Annotated in this window: 13 protein-coding genes; 4 read left to right on the top strand and 9 right to left on the bottom strand. The window is 69.8% G+C overall.

Going from position 1 to position 17,258, the window contains the following annotated elements; translation table 11 throughout:
• Positions 1-49: 49 nt before the first annotated feature.
• From NLI01S_RS05995 to NLI01S_RS05965, 7 genes are all read right to left on the bottom strand, one after another.
• Entirely contained in the window at positions 50-4,123 is a 4,074-nt protein-coding gene (locus NLI01S_RS05995) for a ThuA domain-containing protein (protein WP_067600475.1), read from the bottom strand.
• A gap of 190 nt (positions 4,124-4,313) precedes the next feature.
• Complete coding sequence (locus tag NLI01S_RS05990) at positions 4,314-5,198, bottom strand: sugar phosphate isomerase/epimerase family protein (RefSeq protein WP_067600471.1); 885 nt, start codon at positions 5,196-5,198, stop codon at positions 4,314-4,316.
• Positions 5,199-6,413, bottom strand: a complete 1,215-nt coding sequence (locus tag NLI01S_RS05985; protein WP_067600469.1) for a substrate-binding domain-containing protein — start codon at positions 6,411-6,413, stop codon at positions 5,199-5,201. It lies immediately after the preceding gene.
• Positions 6,414-6,418: 5 nt separating this feature from the next.
• Positions 6,419-7,462: an ABC transporter permease gene (locus NLI01S_RS05980; protein ID WP_067600466.1), complete on the bottom strand. Its 1,044-nt coding sequence runs from the start codon at positions 7,460-7,462 to the stop codon at positions 6,419-6,421.
• Positions 7,459-8,547, bottom strand: coding sequence for an ABC transporter permease (locus NLI01S_RS05975; protein WP_067600463.1), 1,089 nt, complete (start codon positions 8,545-8,547; stop codon positions 7,459-7,461). The genes NLI01S_RS05980 and NLI01S_RS05975 overlap by 4 nt, the downstream gene beginning before the upstream one ends.
• A complete protein-coding gene (locus NLI01S_RS05970; RefSeq protein ID WP_067600460.1) occupies positions 8,544-10,058 on the bottom strand; it encodes a sugar ABC transporter ATP-binding protein in 1,515 nt (504 codons plus the stop codon). Before NLI01S_RS05970 ends, NLI01S_RS05975 begins: the two co-directional genes overlap by 4 nt.
• Positions 10,055-11,212 (bottom strand): Gfo/Idh/MocA family protein, encoded by a 1,158-nt coding sequence (locus tag NLI01S_RS05965; RefSeq protein ID WP_067600486.1) that lies wholly within the window; start codon positions 11,210-11,212, stop codon positions 10,055-10,057. The genes NLI01S_RS05970 and NLI01S_RS05965 overlap by 4 nt, the downstream gene beginning before the upstream one ends.
• Positions 11,213-11,327: 115 nt before the next feature.
• On the opposite strand from NLI01S_RS05965, the gene NLI01S_RS05960 reads away from it, so the two are divergent.
• Entirely contained in the window at positions 11,328-12,512 is a 1,185-nt protein-coding gene (locus NLI01S_RS05960) for an ROK family transcriptional regulator (protein WP_067600457.1), read from the top strand.
• A 3-nt stretch (positions 12,513-12,515) separates the two neighbouring features.
• Here the strand turns inward: NLI01S_RS05960 and NLI01S_RS05955 are convergent, their stop codons facing one another.
• Positions 12,516-13,925, bottom strand: a complete 1,410-nt coding sequence (locus NLI01S_RS05955) for a DUF6177 family protein (RefSeq protein WP_067600454.1) — start codon at positions 13,923-13,925, stop codon at positions 12,516-12,518.
• A 156-nt stretch (positions 13,926-14,081) separates the two neighbouring features.
• The gene (locus NLI01S_RS05950) at positions 14,082-14,705 is read right to left on the bottom strand and encodes a DUF6069 family protein (RefSeq protein ID WP_067600451.1); all 624 of its coding nucleotides are present in this window, start codon (positions 14,703-14,705) and stop codon (positions 14,082-14,084) included.
• Positions 14,706-14,795: 90 nt separating this feature from the next.
• Between NLI01S_RS05950 and alr the strand changes: the two genes are divergently transcribed.
• From alr to tsaB, 3 genes are all read left to right on the top strand, one after another.
• Entirely contained in the window at positions 14,796-15,923 is a 1,128-nt protein-coding gene (gene alr / locus NLI01S_RS05945; RefSeq protein ID WP_067600448.1) for an alanine racemase, read from the top strand.
• 117 nt (positions 15,924-16,040) lie between these two features.
• The gene (gene tsaE / locus NLI01S_RS05940; RefSeq protein ID WP_067600445.1) at positions 16,041-16,553 is read left to right on the top strand and encodes a tRNA (adenosine(37)-N6)-threonylcarbamoyltransferase complex ATPase subunit type 1 TsaE; all 513 of its coding nucleotides are present in this window, start codon (positions 16,041-16,043) and stop codon (positions 16,551-16,553) included.
• Positions 16,554-16,564: 11 nt separating this feature from the next.
• Positions 16,565-17,236 carry a tRNA (adenosine(37)-N6)-threonylcarbamoyltransferase complex dimerization subunit type 1 TsaB gene (tsaB, locus tag NLI01S_RS05935; RefSeq protein ID WP_067600442.1) on the top strand — a complete coding sequence of 224 codons (672 nt, stop codon included), beginning with the start codon at positions 16,565-16,567 and terminating at the stop codon, positions 17,234-17,236.
• The last annotated feature ends 22 nt before the right edge of the window (positions 17,237-17,258 follow it).

Raw genomic sequence — 17,258 nt, 5'->3', positions numbered from 1 at the left:
CCGGCCCCGCCGCGGGGGTGCCGCCGCCGCTCGTGCGGCGGCTCCGGGATCACTCGGTCAGGGGCCTGAGCCGTTCGGCCAGGTTCAGCAACTCCTCTCGCGTGGACTCATCGGCCACCGTCTCGGCGACCTCGACGAAACGGTCCAGGGAGTCGTCGGCCCGGGCGGGGCGTCCCACGTCGACGTTGTGTTCGGCCAATTCCAAACGGGTGGTGAGGCGGCGGGCCTCGGAGCGGGTCAGTGCCCCTTCCTCGGATAGGGCGTCGATCCGCTCGATGGCCTCGGCGAAGGTCACCGGCTTCGGCTCGGTGACCTCATCGGTCACCTGCACGTCGCGGAACCACACCGTGTCGGCCTCGCCGTGGTTCTGTAGGCCGATGAAGCCGGCCGACAGGTCTCGCTCCGGGTCGGTGCCGGTGAACTCGTTGACGAGTTCGTCGTTGACCCAGACCCGGATCACGGGGTCGGCGACCTCGATCTCCATCGTGTTCCACTCGCCCACGACCTCGGGGTGCGAGGTGGCCGCCTGGAACTCGTAGATCGCACCGGTCCGGTTGATCGGGTCGCCCGACGGTGCCCCGTACGGGTCGATCTGGATCTCGTAGCCCTGATCCACCGCGACCCAGGGGTCGTCGCCCGGGTCGGGGAAGCCGACGAAGACACCGGAGTTGTCCGATTCCTCGTGGGTCAGGTAGTCGAGCTCGAGTCGGTAGGAGTCCAGTTCGGTCTCGTGCCAGAGCAGCCCCATGCCGCCCGACGATTCGAGCACGCAGCCGTCATCGGTCTCGACGACGTCGAAGCCGCCCGGACCGGCCATGTTCCAGCCGTCCAAAGACTCACCGTCCCACAGGGAGGTGTGGCCGTCGTCGACGTTCGGCGGCTCGCAGCCCTCGGGCTCGGGTTCCGGTTCCGGCTCGGGTTCGGGCTCCCCTCCGTGGTGGTCGGCGTTCACGTCGAAGTAGTTGAGGTTGAACAGGTTCTCGTCGGCGCCGGCGTCCCCGTTGACGAAGACCAGGAACAGCTCCATCGTGCCGCCCGGGTCGGTGACGTCCATGGTGACGTCGGTCCACTCCTGCCAGCCGCCGGTGGGCTCGACGTCGACGGAGCCGACCGGTTCGCCGTCGGGGGATCCCACGCGGGCCTCGATGGCGCCGCCGGCCCCCTCGGAGGCCACCCGGAAGTCGATCTGCTCGACCCCGTGCAGGTTGACCGGGTCGTAGGCGAGCCAGCTGCCGTCGACGATCCCGCCGACGTTGCGCAGACCTCCCTCGGGGTCCTCGGTGGTCTCGGTGACGACGTTCTCGCTGTCGGTGAAGTACTGCGCCTGCATTCGCGACGGGTTGAGCTTGATCCCGTCGCTGCCGGTCAGGGCCGGGACACCGTCCCCGCCTCCGTCCGTGTACTCGGCCTGGAGGACCCAGAAGATGTTCATGTCGTGGCCGTGACCGCCGTCGGTCCCGGTCTCGCTGACACCCTCACAGCCCTCGTACTGGGTCCAGGGGTGGGCGTGGGTGTCGTGGCCGAGCGAGGAGGTGACCTCCACGTCGGCACAGTCGACGCCGTCCCCGATCGAGCCGTCCTCGGCGTCCTCCACGGACACATCGAACGGGATGTCGTCGCCCCAGTCGAAGAACTGGCCGTCCAGGGGAGTCTGGAACGCGACCTCGGGTGCGGTGTTGCCCGCGGTGATCGACACCGTGGCCGTACCCGTGCGTCCCTCCTCGTCCGTCACCGTGAGGGAGACGTTGTAGCGTCCGCCCTCCTCGAAGGTGTGGGTCGGGGAGACCTCGGTCGATCCGGCCCCATCACCGAAGTTCCACTCGTGGTCGAAGGTGAGCCCACCGGGGTGGAAGGACTCCTCCCCGGAGAACTCCACGGTCAGCGGTGCCGCGCCGGAGGTGGTGTCGGTGCCGATGCGGGCCACCGGGCTGTCCCCCGAACCCGCGTAGTCGATACGGGAGATCGCCGAGTCCTCGGCGCCACCGAAGTAACCCGAGCCGTACTCCAGCACGTACAGGGCGCCGTCCGGGCCGAACTCCATGTCCATGGGGTTGGCCAGGTCGATGTCCGGAACGGTCTCGGTGATGTCGAGAACGCCGCCCTCGTCATCGAGGTGGACCTGCTTGATCCACTGGCGGCTCCACTCGTACAGCAGCGGGACGCCGTCGTAGTACTCGGGCCACTTGTTGTCCGACTCCAGTTCGGGGTCGAAATCGTAGGCCGGGCCGCCCATCGGGGCCCCGCCGCCCGTGCCAAGGTGCGGGAACTCCTCGGACTCGTCGTAGCCATACCAGATCGCCGCGGGGGTGATCGGGGGAGTCTCCTCCAAGCCGGTGTTGCGCGGGGAGTCGTTGACCGGCGCGTCGCAGTCGAACGCTTCGCCCGAGGTCCCCTCGTCGAAGTCGTGGTCGACGTAGGGGGAGTTGTTCCCGATGCAGTACGGCCAGCCGATGTTGACCGGTTCGGTGATGTGGTGCCACGTCACCGTGTTCTGCGGTCCTCGTTCGGGGTCGGCCTCGGGGGCGTCCGGCCCGTAGTCGGCCAGGTAGACGCTGCCGTCCTCCTGGTCGACGCTGAACCGGAACGGGTTGCGCAGACCCATGGCGAAGATCTCGGGGCGGGTGAGTTCGCCGTCGGAGGACTCCGGCGAGAACAAGTTGCCCTCGGGGACGTCGTAGCTTCCGTCCTCGTTCACCGAGACCCGAATCAGCTTGCCGCGCAGGTCGTTGGTGTTGCCCGAACTGCGCTGGGCGTCGAAGGCCGGGTTGCGGCTCTCGCGCTCGTCGTGCGGGCTGTACCCGTCGGAGCCGAACGCGCTGGTGTCGTCGCCGGTGGACAGCAGCAGGTTGCCGTCCGGGTCGAAGTCGATGTCGCCACCGACGTGACAGCACATGCCACGGGTGGCCTCGACCTCCAGGATCACCTGTTCGCTCTCCAGGTCCAGGGTCGGCTCCTCACCGTCCACGAACTGGAACCGCGACAGGTTGTTGTGCGCCTCGTAGGGTTCGAAGTCCTCCGGTTCGCCGTCCTCGGGGGCGGCTCCGGCCGGGACACCGTCCAGGACGGGCGCGTAGTACAGGTACACCCACCCGTTCTCCTCGAAGTCCGGGTCCAGGGCCACGCCCTGAAGGCCGTCCTCGTCATGGTCGTAGACGGGCACGTCCGCCAACGTGGCGGTGCTGTAGGTGTCCGGGGACCACAGGGACACCTGCCCGTTGCGGGAGGTGTGCATGACCCGGCCGTCCGGCAGGACCGCCATGCCCATGGGTTCGCCGACGTTCTCCTCGCCCTGGGCGAGCGTCACCTTCTCGAAGTTGTCCCACTGGGTGGCGCCGCAGTCGCCCTCGACCTGCCCGGCGGCCCACTGGAGGCCTCCCAACAGATGCTCGGAGAACTCGGGCTCGGCGTAGGACTCGATGGTGTGGCCGCCGCCCGTGTACCAGGACCGACCGCCGTCGTAGACCTGACACCAGGCGATCGGGTGGTCGAAGCCCATCTGCCCGGCGGGATCGACCTGGTCCTCGTAGGAGGCCTCGTTCAGGCCTGCGAGGACGTGCACGTCACCACGTGGGCTGACGTCGAAGTCGTACCACTCGTCGTGCCGCTCCCAACTCGCCGGGAGCATGTCGGTGGAGGGGTGGGCCCGGTCGTTGACCATGACCTCGGCGTCCTGGGTGCCGGGTGGGTGGCTGGAGAAGTACGCGCCGACCAGTTCGCCGTACCACTCCCAGTCGTAGTGGGTGTCGGAGGCGGAGTGGACGCCGACGTAGCCGCCGCCCTCCTGGACGTAGTCCTCGAAGGCGGCCTGCTGGTCCTGGTCCAGGACGTCGCCGGTGGTGGAGAGCCAGATGACCACGTCGAAGCGGGCCAGGTCCTCGTCGTTGAAGACCTCGGCGTCCTCGGTGTGCTCGGTCTCGAAGCCGTGTTCCTCGGCGAGGGCCTCGTAGAGGGCGATGCCGTGCGGGATGGAGTCGTGTCGGAAACCGGTGGTCTTGGAGAAGATGAGCGCGCTGAACGTGTCCTGTTCGGCCTCGTCGGCCTGGGCCGGGACCGACGTCAGGCAGAGTGCCAGGGCGACGGCCGCGGCCGTCGCGGCGAGTGCTCGTAGGGGACTGCTGATCACGGATTACCTCACCTGGGGGTGGGGGTCGATGAGTCCGTGCGGCGTGCCGGCGCCGACGGCAGGGACGATCTCGCGGTCACGGTGGACCGGGCCGGTCGAGGACCGGCGGCCGGTCGCGGTGCGGGCGCGAACCGTTCGGGGTGTTCCTGCTATCGCGTTCGGAAGCGGGGAGTGTCCGCCTCGTCGTGTGTCAGTACACGGCGGCTCCTTTCGACGGGGGCAGGGAGGTCGTGAGCGGGCGGAGGAAGGCCAGGCCGTCGACAGCGATCGCGTCCTGGGAGACGGCCAGGGGCCGCCACACGGACGCGGCCGTGGCGATGGACTCATTGTCGGCGGTGAACGACTCGATGACCAGGGGGCCAAAGTAACCGGATTCGCCCAAGTTGCGTACGATGCGTGACCAGTCCAGATGGTCGGCTCCGGGCGTCCCCCGGTCGTTCGCGCAGACCTGGACGTGATGGATCCGGCCGGCGGCGCGGGTGATCGCGTCCGCCACGTCCCGCTCCTCGATGTTCATGTGGTAGAGGTCCAACGCCAGCCCGCAGTGCTCCGCGGGCAGGTCGGCGAGGACCTCCAGGGCCTGGTCCACGGTGTTGAGCACGCTGGTCTCGTACCGGTTCAGCGGCTCCACGGCCACCCGCACCCCCGCGGCCGACGCGTGGTCGACCACGGGGGCGAGTGCCTCGGTGAGTTCGGCGCGCAGTCCAGCCCGCTCCGACGGGGACATCCGCCACGTACGTCCCACCGAGGCGTAGGCCGGGCCCGCGACGACGGTGGAACCGACCTCCGCCGCGGCGTCCACGACCCGTCTCAGGTAGTCCCGGGTCGCCTTCCGGGTACCCGGGTCGGTCGCCACCAGTTCCCGACCCGGCCCCATGACCAGCACGACGCTCGCGTCCAACCCCAGGTCCTCCAGGAGGACGCGGGCACGCCGGGGGTCCCAGTCGCCGATGTCCTCCACCGGCAGCTCCAACAGATCGAACCCCCAACCGGCGACGCGGGGCGCGATCCGTTCCAGCGCGGCGTCGGTCAGCGGAGACGTCCACACCCAGGTGTTGACCCCCAGCGCGCGCATCTACCGGTCCACCCAGGCCTCGGGGAAGCCCGGCAGGTCCTCGCCGCCGAACTTCGCGTAGTGCAGGGACGGCATGTCGGAGTTGCGGTCCAGGTAGTCGTCGAGCTCGTCCTCACGGATCGGGTCCTGCGGCAGCACCCACTCGGCCGGGACCTCCTCGCCGGCCAGGATCATGCCGGCGGCGATCACCGGGGTGCGCCACTGGAAGTTGGAGTACACCGGCGCGATCGCGGTCAGCCCCTCCTCGTCCCACTTGCGCATGAAGCTCAGCTCGTCCTCACCGGCGATCACCGGGTAGGGCTGACCGGCGTCCTCGAAGGCCTCCAGGCCGGCCACGGCGCCGTCGCCGGCGTCCATCCAGATGCCGTTGACCTCACCGCGTTGCAGGTGCTGGGAGACCAGGTCCTTGATCTGGGCGCCGTCGCCCTCGGTGAACTCGAAACCGAGCACTTCCAGCTCGCTGTCGGCGAAGACCTCCTGAGCGGCCGCCCACCGGTGCTCCAGCACGTCCACACCGGGCAGGATGCGCAGTGCCAGGACGGTCGAACCCGGCTCCAGGCTCTCCACCAGGAAGTCGGCCGCGTCCGCGCCGTAGGCGTAACCGCCGATCGGATGGATGAACGTGACCATGCAGTCGCTGTTCACGCCACGGTCGAAGACGACGACCGGGACACCGCTCTCACAGGCGGTCTCCACGGCCGGGGTGAGGGTGGCGGTGGTGGACGGGGAGATGATGATCGCGTCGCAGTTCCCCGAGTCCACGAAGGCCTGGATGTCGGAGATCTGCTGGTTGTCGTCGTCGGCCGCGTCGGAGCTGTCGAAGCTGCCGATCCGGCCCTCGTCGACCAACGCCTCGACCTGCTGTTCCATGGTGATGAAACCGGTCACGCGCCAGGGGTTGGACACCGACGCGTTGGAGAAGCACACGTGCGCGTCCTGGGGGTCGTCGATGGCGAAGTCGGAGGTGTCCACCCACTCGGGTTCGATCGCTTGCGTCCAGGGCTCGTCGGCCGGGCCCTCGGGTTCGATGTCGCGCTGGGCCATTTGGGTACCGAACTCGGCCTGATCGAACCACTCGGCGTCCGGGGACATCTCCCCGCCGTTCTCGCCCCCGGCCGTTCCTTCGTCGGGGTTCTCGGGTGCGTCGGTCGTACAGGCGCTGAGTACCAGTGTCAGGCCGGCCGCGCCGGCGAGGAGTACGCGGGATGCGCGCATGGGGGTTACCTCCTGGAAGAGTCGAGCTGCCGCTCGTTCGGGGGGTCCGGCCGCCTTCGCGGACGAGTCGGTGGACGCGGGTCGCCGCGACGGGAGACGTAGGCCACCGCCGCGATGATGATGAGCCCCTGGGCCGTCGGTTGGATGGTCGAGGGCAGGTACAACTGGTTGAACAGGGTGAAGAGCGCCTCGACGGTGAGGGCGCCGAGCACGGCGGCCACGACGGTTCCGCGACCACCGCCCAACACCACGCCGCCCAGGACGACGGCGGTGATGGCGGTGAACTCCAGCCCCTCACCGACCTGGGCGGTCACCCCGGCGAAGCCGCCGATCAGGATGGCGGCCACGGTGGCCATGAGGGAGGACCCGACGAAGGCCAGGGTGCGCACCCGCCACACCCGGACCCCGGAGAAGGCGGCGGCGGTGTCGTTGTCGCCGGTCGCCATGAGGGAACGTCCGTAGGGCGAACGCATCAGGAGGATCGCCCCGACCGTGAGCAGCGCGGCGATGACCAGCGCCCACGGGATCTGTCCCAGCACCGGGACACCGTCCGGACCGTGCCGGCCGAACACACGGAAGCCCTCCGACAGGGCTCCGGTGGGCGCGCCCCCGGTCCAGTAGCGCACGGCGCCGAACAGGATCAGCATCGTGCCGAGGGTGGTGATGATCGACGGGACCCTCAGCAGGGTGGTGACCAGGCCGTTGACCAGACCCACCAACAGACCGAAGAGCAGCATCAACCCGATCACCGGGTAGGTCATCGCCTCGTCGCCGTCGATCAGGCGCGCGGCGATCACCACCTGGGCGCCGACCAGCGAACCCACCGACAGGTCGAACTCACCGGAGACGATCACCAGGTACTGGCCGATCGCGAGGACGACCAGCGGGGCCGCCTTCTTCGCGAACGCCATGAGCGGCGGTCCCTCGAAGAACGACGGGTTCTGGGTGGCGATGACCACGAAGATCAGCACCAGCAGCACGGACACGGTCCCGGTACCGCCGCGCAGGGCTGTCGGGAAACGGACGCGTGCGGTCGTCGGTTCGGTCATCGGGTACCTCCCCGGGCCGCGGGTTCCGCTTCCGGTGGTGATGTCGGGGGATCCGGGGGAACGGTTGCCGGGGGCGGGGCGCCGCCGGAGGGGAAACGGAGACGGACGGCCGTCCGGGCGTGCTGCCCACGGGCGTAGATGGCCACGGCGGCGATGACGATGGCGCCGCGCAGCACGTCCTTGACGAACGGGTCGACGGACAGGGTGTTGAAGACCGTGTCGAGGGTGGCGAGGATGAACACGCCCGCGACGGTCCCGGCGACGCCGCCGCGCCCGCCCAACAGGTACGTCCCGCCCAGCACGACCGCGGCGATGGCCTCCAGCTCGTAGCCGTTGCCGTACACCAGCGTGTTGCCGGTACCGAAGCGCGAGGCCAGCAGCAGACCGGCGACGCCGGCCGTCATGGAGCACAGCACGTGCGCGATGATCACCGGCAGCTCGGGGCGGATCCCGGACAGGCGCGCCACCTCGGCGTCACCGCCCACGGCGTACATGTGGAAACCCGTCCGGGTGCGACGCAGGAACAGGATCACGGCCACGGCCAGCGCCAGCATCACCAGCGTGGAGACCGGTAGGACGCCGACCCTGGAGAGACCGAACGTCTGGAACTCGGCCGGGATCGACCCGCCGGGACCCTGGAAGCGAGTGTCCAGGTAGCCCTTGATGATCAGCCCCATGCCCAGGGTGGCGATGAACGGGTTGACCCTCAGCCTGGTGATGACGAGCCCGTTGACCAGGCCGATCAACGCGGCCAGGCCCAAGGTGGCCCCGATGCCGAGGACGATGCGGGAGGGGTCTCCCGCCATCGTGATCGCGGCGACCATGGTGGACAGCGCCGTCACGTACCCCACCGACAGGTCGAGGGAACGACACAGGATCACCAGGGTCTGCCCGATGGCGAGGAACCCCAGCAGGCTGGATCGGGTGAACAGGTCCACCGTGTTGGCCGCGGTGAACAGGTTGCCGCCTCGGAGGGCCACGAACAGGGCACCGACCACCAGCACGATCACCAAGGCGAGGTAGACCAGACCGGTGGTGCCGGTACGGGCGCGCAGGTTCCTCGAAGCGGAGACGACCCGGGTCACGGTGCGGCCTCCTCACGGTGTACGGAGGCACCGGTGGCCAGGGCCATCACGGTCTCCTCGCTGGAACCGCCCGGAAGTTCGCCGGCCACCCGGCCGTCGTCGAGTACGACGAGACGGTCGGACATCCCGATGAGCTCGGGCAGCTCGGAGGATATGAGCAGGATCGCCACCCCGGCGGCGGCGAGTTCGCGCATCAGGGAGTACACGGCCTGTTTGGCGCCCACGTCGATCCCGCGCGTGGGTTCGTCCAGGATCATGACGCCGGGGTCGGTGGCCAGCCACTTGGCCAGCACCACCTTCTGTTGGTTTCCGCCGGACAGGAACCGGACCTCCTGTCCGTGGCCGCCGCGGGCGACCAGCTCCAGGGAGGAGAGGATGCCCGGAATCCGTCGGACGCGCCGCCCCGAACCGAACGGCGGCACCGCGTCGAGCACCAGGCGGGCGTTGGCCAGGACGGACTGATCGAGCAGCAGGCCCTGGCTCTTGCGATCCTCGGTGACCAACGCCAGGCCGGCGCGCACCGCCCGCCGGGGCGAACGCGGGTCGATCCGACGCCCGTCGACGTGGACCTCGCCTCGAGTGAACCGGTCGACGCCGAACAGCCCGTGCGCGATCTCGGTGCGGCCGCTGCCCTGGAGCCCGGCCAACCCGACGATCTCGCCGCCGCGTACCTCCAGGTCGATCCCGTCCAGTCGGGTGTTCCCCGCGCCGGACACCGACAGACGCACCTCGCCCACTCGTTCTCCGTGGGGTTCGAGGGGATCGGGGAAGACCGAGGAGACCGGCCGGCCCACCATCTTGCGGACCAGTTCCGCCGGTCGGGTGTCGGCGGCCGCCATCGTGTCCACCAGGTGACCGTCCTTGAGCACGGTGATGGTGTCGGCCAGGTCGAAGATCTCCTTCAACCGGTGTGAGACGTAGAGGATGCCCACACCGCGCTCACGCAGCCGGGCGATGATCCGGTAGAGGACCTCGACCTCGTGGTCGGCCAGGGCGGCGGTCGGCTCGTCCATCGAGATGACGCGCGCGTCGTGGGAGAGCGCCTTGACGATCTCCACCACCTGCTGCTCGGCCACCGAAAGGTGTCGCACCTTCGACCAGGGGGCGATGCCCGCCAACCCGAGGTCGGCCAGGAGTTCGGCGGTGGCGCCCTCCATCGCCCGATCGTCCACCACGCCCCGGGTGCGGGTCTCCCGCCCGAGGAACACGTTCTGGGCGACCGTGCGCTCCGGGAGCAGGTTGAACTCCTGGAAGACGGTGGAGACCCCGGCACGCTGAGCCCTGACGGGGTGCTCGAAGGAGACCTCCGCGCCGTCGAGTTCGATTCGGCCGGTGTCGGCCCTGTGCACCCCCGCCAGCACCTTCATGAGGGTGGACTTGCCCGCGCCGTTCTCCCCGACCAACGCGTGCAGTTCGCCGGCGTGCAGGTCCAGGTCGACCCCGTGCAGGACCCGCACGCCCAGGAAGGACTTGCCGATGCCGGTCATCCTGAGCAGGGGCGCGCCGGTCATACCGGTTCCACCTCTTCTATGGCGGGGACGTCGACCCAGCGACGTTCCGTGGCCGAGAGCAGCACGGACTCGGCGATCGCCGCCGCGCGCAGACCGTCGGCGAACACCGGAAGGCCGTCCGGTTCGTCCCCGGCGATCGCCGCCCCGGTGTCGTGGACCAGGGCGTTGAAGCAGTCCTGGTAGCCCTGTGGGTGGCCGACGGGCAGGGTGACCAGACGCGCGGCCTGGGGGCTGAGTTCGGGGTCGTCCCGGGAGATGATCCCGGTCCGGCCGCGTCCGCCCTCCCACAAGGTCTCGGGGCGTTCCTGGTCGAAGCGCAGCGACCCCTTCGTCCCGGAGACCTCCAACACCAGCTGGTTCTTCCTGCCGGGGGAGACCTGACTGATCACGGCGTTGCCCACGGCACCGCCCCCGGTGGCGAACTGGAAGGACACCAGGTCCTCCGTGGTGACGGGCCGGCCGCCGTTCTCCCCACGGGTATCGGTGATCCGGGAGACCTGGGCGCTGACCTCGGTGATGCGGTCGCCGGTGACGAATTCGAGCATGTCGCACCAGTGCGAACCGATGTCGCCGAAGGCCCGGGTGGGCCCGCCGAGCTCGGGGTCGACCCGCCAATTGCTCTCCTCGGGGTGGAGGAGCCAGTCCTGTAGGTAGCCGCCGTGGGCCAGACCGACCCGGCCGATGGAACCGGAGGCCACGCGCGCGCGTGCCTCGCGGGCCATGGGATGGAAGCGGTAGACGAAGGGCACCACGGCGACCCGGCCCGCCTCGGAGGCGGCGCGGGTGAGCTCGCGGGCGGTGTCGGCGTCGGTGGCCAGGGGCTTCTCGCACACCACGTGCTTTCCGGCGGCCAAGGCGGCCAGGGAGAGTGGAGCGTGCAGGTGGTTGGGGGTGCACACGTGCACCACGTCCACGTCGGGGCTGTGGATGAGGTCGAGGGCGTCGGCGTGGGCCCGGGCGATGCCGTGTGCGGCGCGGAACCGTTCCGCCTTGGCGTGGGAGGAGCCGGCGACCCCGACGACCTCGCCGCCGTTGGCACGGACGGCGTGGGAGTGGACCCGTCCCATGAAGCCGGTTCCGACGACCGCCGCTCGGTAGGCCTGGGGGATGGCCGGTCCGGACGAGGGGGCGTCCGAATTTGTGACCTTCTTCACTGACATGTCTGGGACGTTACGTCGGACTTATGTCGACGGTCAAGCATAAGTTGCCGCATCTGGACAAATTAGTTGGCTGACAGGCGATCAATAGATCCTGTGATTCACTGTTTCCATGACGGAAGACGCGCTCACCACGGCCGCGCCCGGCGCCGGGACCCTGCTCCGGCTGCTGCGCGACGGCCGCCCCCGCACCCGCTCCGAACTGGCCACCGTCACCGGGTTGGCCCGCTCCACCGTCACCCAACGCGTCGACGCGCTCCTGGCCAGTGGGCTCATCGGCCCCACGGGAGAAGCGGTCTCCACCGGCGGTCGGCCGCCCACGACCTTCTCGTTCCGACCCGAGGCGCGAGTGGTCCTGGCCGCGGACCTCGGCGCCACCCACGCGCGCCTGGCCCTCACCGACATGTCCGGCACCGTCCTGGCCGAGGACCGTGCCGACCTCGACATCGCCCTGGGCCCCGAACCCGTCCTGGACTGGGTCGTCGAACACGGCCTGGCCCTGCTGGACACCGCCGAACGCGACGCCGGCGAACTCCTCGGTGTGGGCATCGGTCTACCCGGACCGGTCGAACACTCCACGGGACGCGCCGTCAACCCGCCGATCATGCCCGGCTGGGACGACTTCGACGTGGCCGGACACGTCAACGCCTCGATCCGACGACCCGTGCTGGTCGACAACGACGTCAACATCATGGCCCTGGGCGAACACCACGTCGCCTGGCCCGGCGCCGGACACCTGATGTTCGTCAAGGTCGCCACCGGTATCGGCTGCGGCATCATCAGCGAGGGTCGCGTCTACCGCGGCGCCCAAGGCGCGGCCGGCGACATGGGACACATCCACGTCCCCAACGGCGAACAACGGCCCTGCCGTTGCGGCAACACCGGCTGCCTCGAAGCGGTCGCCAGCGGACACGCCATCGCCGAGGCGCTCACCTTCGCCGGGGTCCCCGCCACGGGAGCGCGCCAGGTGGTGGAACTGTCCCGGAACGGGTCCGTCCCCGCCCTGCGCGCCCTACGTCAGGCGGGTCGCGACATCGGTGAGGTCCTGGCCGCCGCGGTCAACATGTTCAACCCATCCGTGATCGTCATCGGTGGCGCGCTGGCCCTGGCCGGTGACCACCTCCTGGCCGGCGCCCGGGAGATCATCTACCAGCGGTCACTGCCGCTGGCCACCGAGAACCTCAGCATCGTCTCCTCCAAGTCAGGGGAGAGCGCCGGCGTCATCGGCGCGGCCGTCATGGTCATCGACCACTGTCTCAGCGCCCGTCACGCCCAGACCCTGGTCATGGGCGCCTGACGGTCACCGGCGCCCGCCCGTGGAGCCCGTGGGACGCAGGTGCCGCATCAGCGACCGGAACCGCCGCCACGCATCCGGCTCCACCCCGTCCCCGATCCGGTACCAGACCACCGGGGTCATCGGCGGGCCGAACGCCTCGCCGCGAACCGGGGCGGCCAGCGCGCTCGCCTTGCCGACCGCCAACACGCCCTCGGCGCCCACCGCCAGCCCCACCGGGATCGGCACGCCGGCCCAACGCGGTGGCTGGAGCAGGTCGGCGCGACCCATCGCGCGTCGCACGGTCATGGAACGCAGCCCGTCACGCTCGGCCAGTTCCCGCACCAGTGGCTCCAGCGCCTTCAGGTCCGGTTCGTCCTCCGTCGCGACCGTGAAACGTACGCTCTCGCGCACTCCGGAGGTGATCGGAGAGACCCGCCAGCGCCCACCGAAAGCGAGTTCGGCTCCGTGCGGGCCGTGGAAGAGAGCGGTGGTCTCACCGGGGGCCCGGCCCCGGGCCAGGGCGGTGAGGTCGGCGGTGTTCCACTCGCGGGAGAGAGGTTCGGCCACGCCCCACACCGAGGGCGGGGCTCCGCCGAACCGTTCGGCGAGCAGTTCCACCACCCCTCCCAGCTCCAGTTCGTCGGAGGAGGGGTGATCCATCTGCATGTCCACGTGCAGGTGGGAGCCGGTGACGTGTTCCTGTCGCGCTCGAAAGTCCGGGTGGGGGCCGTCCGCGGCCCGCATTCGAGAGTCGGGGACATAGCCCACGTCGTCCCGCCAGACCAGCGGGAGACCATTGAAACCGTCGTAGTGCCGGCCGTCGTCGGTACGCACCACCCAGGTGGCGTTCGGGTCGCCCAGGAACCCGCGCAGGGCGTGCGTGAGCACACTGTCGGAGGGGGTGACCAACTGAAGTCCGAGGCCCTCGCGTCCGTACCGGGCGAGGGCGTCCACCGACCAGCCGGACAGTGACACGACCGGGCGGTCCTGCACCAGCACCGCGTTTTTCTCGGTCACCGCGCTCACCGCCGGATGGTCGGTGCCCCCGAGCAGGTGGGGTTCCCTCACAAGCCGCGACTCCGGTTCCCACACGACCCCGCCATGTCCGTCGACAAGGGCTTCGGTGAAACGTCGGGCCAACGCGAGCGTGTCCACGTCCTCCAGCTCGGTGCCCCTGGCCTCCACCCACAGCGGCTGCGCGGGGAGCTCGTCGGCGGGACCTCGGCCCAACAGGCGGTCTGCCTCGGACGAGGTGGCCAACCTCTGCCCGGATTGCACGGCGAGCACCAACCGTCCGGAGTCCTCGCGCAGTTCCACCACGGTGCCCTCGGCCACCAGGCGGATCCGCAACGCCGGATCGGCCGCGGCCAGGGCCTCCAGCAACGAACGACGGCCGGGGCTCCGCGCCAACAGAGCGATCACGTCACGACTCAACCGAGGGCTCCTCCACGGGGGATTCAGGGCGGTTCACACGCTATCGGCCCCTCCCCGGGCCCTTGCGGCACGTGCGCACGAAAGGGGGACGGGACCTGGTATCCAGGTCCCGTCCCGTTCTTGGTGCCGGCTTCGTCTCGTCGTCGGCGTGTTCGGTCAGACATCTCGGCGGGCACGTTCCTCTTCGGCCTTTTGAAGTTCGGCTCGGGCGCGTGCCTCGTCGTATTCGGCGTCCTCTTCCATCGCGTGGTAGCGAGCGGGGTCGTACTCACGCTGGTTCACGTCGGGCAGGATGCCCTCGTGTCGCAGGGCCCGACCGGGATGTTCGTCGGGGGTGGCCGGAACCCGGCTGATGATGGCGCTGCGGCCCACGCCGCGCAACAGCGAGGCGATGGCGATACCGCAGACCAGGTTGACCAGGCCGGTGAAGACCTGGCTGGAGAGTTCAGCGCCCTGGGTGAAGGGCGTGAAGGCCGCGATGGCCGTGGCCAGACCGATGATCCAGCCGAAGAACGAGAGCGCACGCGGCGCCGAGAGCAACAGCATGTGTAGCAGGGCGGTCGCGATCAGCGCGACCAGACCCGCCATCAGTGCGTAGCCCACCGTCCCCGCGTCACCCAGGTACCCGGCGTCCTCCGGTGCCAGGACCGGGATGCCGAAGACTCCACGGACGACCAGGGTCCCCGCGAAGATCACCAGGGCGGCGACCACCGCGGTGGCCAGGCCACCCGACCAGAGCCGGCTGACATTGACGGCTCGTTCACTTCCGTTTTCGTTCATACCGATATCCCTGGAATAGGGGCGTAAGTCGGTCGTAGCCCACATACCCGCAGCTCCGTGACGGTAACCGGAGCGTGGAACACTGTGGGTATGGCTCCTTTCGCGCACGCTCGCGTCAACGTCGACGCGATCACCTCGAACGCCCGCTTGCTCCGTGAGCGGGCCGGCGGCACACCGCTCATGGGGGTGGTCAAGGCCGACGGCTACGGGCACGGCATCCTGCCCGCCGCCCGGGCCCTCCTCGCGGGCGGTGCGTCCTGGCTGGGCACCGCGCTGATCAAGGAGGGCCTGGAGCTGCGCAGGGCGGGCATCACCGTCCCGGTCATGTCCTGGATCATTCCGCCGGGCGAGCCGGTGGGGGAGGCCATCGAGGCCGACATCGACCTGGGCGTCAGCGACCGGGCCGTGCTGGAGGAGGTGATCGCCGAGGCCCGACGGCTGGGGCGGACGGCCCGCGTCCAGCTCAAGACCGACACCGGGCTCAACCGCGGTGGCGTGTCCCCGGAGGATTGGGAGTCGGTGGTCGAGGCCGCCGCCCGTGCGGAGGAGGAGGGGTTCGTCAAGGTCAGCGGGGTGTGGTCGCACTTCGCCTGCGCCGACGAGATCGGACACCCTTCGATCCGCGCGCAGCTGGACGTGTTCCACAGGTCCCTCGACGTCGCCGAGAAGGCGGGGTTGGAGCCGCAGGTCCGGCACATCGCCAACTCGGCCGCGCTGCTGACCCTGCCCGAGGCCCGATTCGATCTCGTCCGCGGCGGAATCGCGAGTTATGGACTGTGCCCGATCCCGGATTTCGACGTGCCCGGATTGCGGCCCGCGATGACACTCGAATCCAAGGTCGCGCTCACCAAACGGGTCCCCGCCGGCAGCGGGGTCTCCTACGGCCACCGCTACCTCACCGAACACGAGACCTCCCTGGCGCTCGTGCCGCTGGGCTACGCCGACGGCGTCCCCAGGGCCGCCACCAACAAGGGCCCGGTGCTCCTGGGCGGACGTCGTCGCACCATCGCGGGAACGGTCTGCATGGACCAGTTCGTTGTCGATGTCGAGAACGACCCCGTGGCCCCGGGTGAGTACGCGGTACTGTTCGGCGACCCGGAAGAGCACCCGAACGTCCCCACCGCACAGGAGTGGGCCGAGGTCCTGGACACCATCCCGTACGAGATCGTCACGCGGATCGGTGCGCGGGTACCCCGTGAGTACGTCGGTGGGGCGTGACCCAATCGCCGAAATCGGTCACCAATACCTCCTGTCCCGCCTAACCTGGGTGAAGAGGGAAATCCGGCGTGCCTCCACGGCCGACCGAAACCACAACCGGAACCAGCTGCGAGCTCGATGACCAACACCACAGTCACCACCGACGGCGTGCCCCACGTCCACGCGGTCACCGCCGCCACCGACGACGCCATGCGCGCCCTGGGCCGTGACCTCGCCGCGCTCACCCGCCCCGGAGACCTGCTCATCCTCTCCGGCCCCCTGGGCGCGGGCAAGACCACCTTCACCCAGGGCCTGGGCCAGGGCCTGCACGTACGAGGATCGGTCACCTCGCCCACCTTCGTCATCTCCCGCATCCACCCCTCCCTGAGCGGTGGACCCGCTCTCGTGCACGTGGACGCCTACCGGCTCGGCGGCTCCGACGAGATCGACGACATCGACCTGGACATGACCCTCCCGGAGTCCGTCACCGTCGTGGAGTGGGGCGAGGGCGTGGCCGAAGGTCTGGCCGACGACCGGCTGGAGATCCGGATCGAACGCCATCCCGACGACACCCGCACCGTCCACCTGCGCCCGGTCGGCGCCCGGTGGACCGACATCGAACTGCCCGGCACCGCGGCCGGGCGCGGATAGGCGGAACACCCGTGTTGCTCCTGGCCTTCGACACCGCCACCTCGGCGGTCACCGCAGCCGTCGGCGAGACCGACGACGACGGCACCTTCACCCTCCGCGCGAGCGCGAGCTCGGTGGACGCCCGACGCCATGGTGAACTCCTCACCCCAACGGTGCGTGGAGTGCTCACCGAGTCCGGGCACGAACCGGCCGACCTCGACCAGATCGTGGTGGGAGTGGGCCCCGGCCCCTACACCGGCCTCCGGGTCGGCCTGGCCACCGGGCACGCCCTCGCCGACGCGCTCGGGATCCCCTGCCACGGGATGACCACCCTGGACGCCCTGGCCTTCGGAACCAAGCGCACCGAACCCTTCCTCGCGATGACCGACGCTCGCCGCAAGGAGGTGTTCTGGGCGCGCTACGACGACCACCTCACCCGTGTGGGCGAGGTGCGGGTCGACCGGCCCGCCGAGATCGACACCGAGGGGCTGCCCCTGGTCGGTGACGGTGCCCGCATGTACACCGAGGCGCTCGGATCGCCGGCCGCGGAACCGTACCTGCCGAACGCCGCCGCCATGGCCGAACTCGCCCTGTGGCGTCTGCACCGTGGCGAGAAGCTCCCCGGACCCGACCCCCTCTACCTGCGCCGGCCCGACGCCGTCGAACCGGGCACGCCGAAGAAGGTCCGCCAGTGGGTGAAGTGACGGCCCGACCGACTCTGCGTCC

The organism is Nocardiopsis listeri NBRC 13360 (genome assembly GCF_001570765.1).
Taxonomy (GTDB): Bacteria; Actinomycetota; Actinomycetes; order Streptosporangiales; family Streptosporangiaceae; genus Nocardiopsis; species Nocardiopsis listeri.
This window is presented reverse-complemented; position numbering and strand designations above follow the sequence as displayed.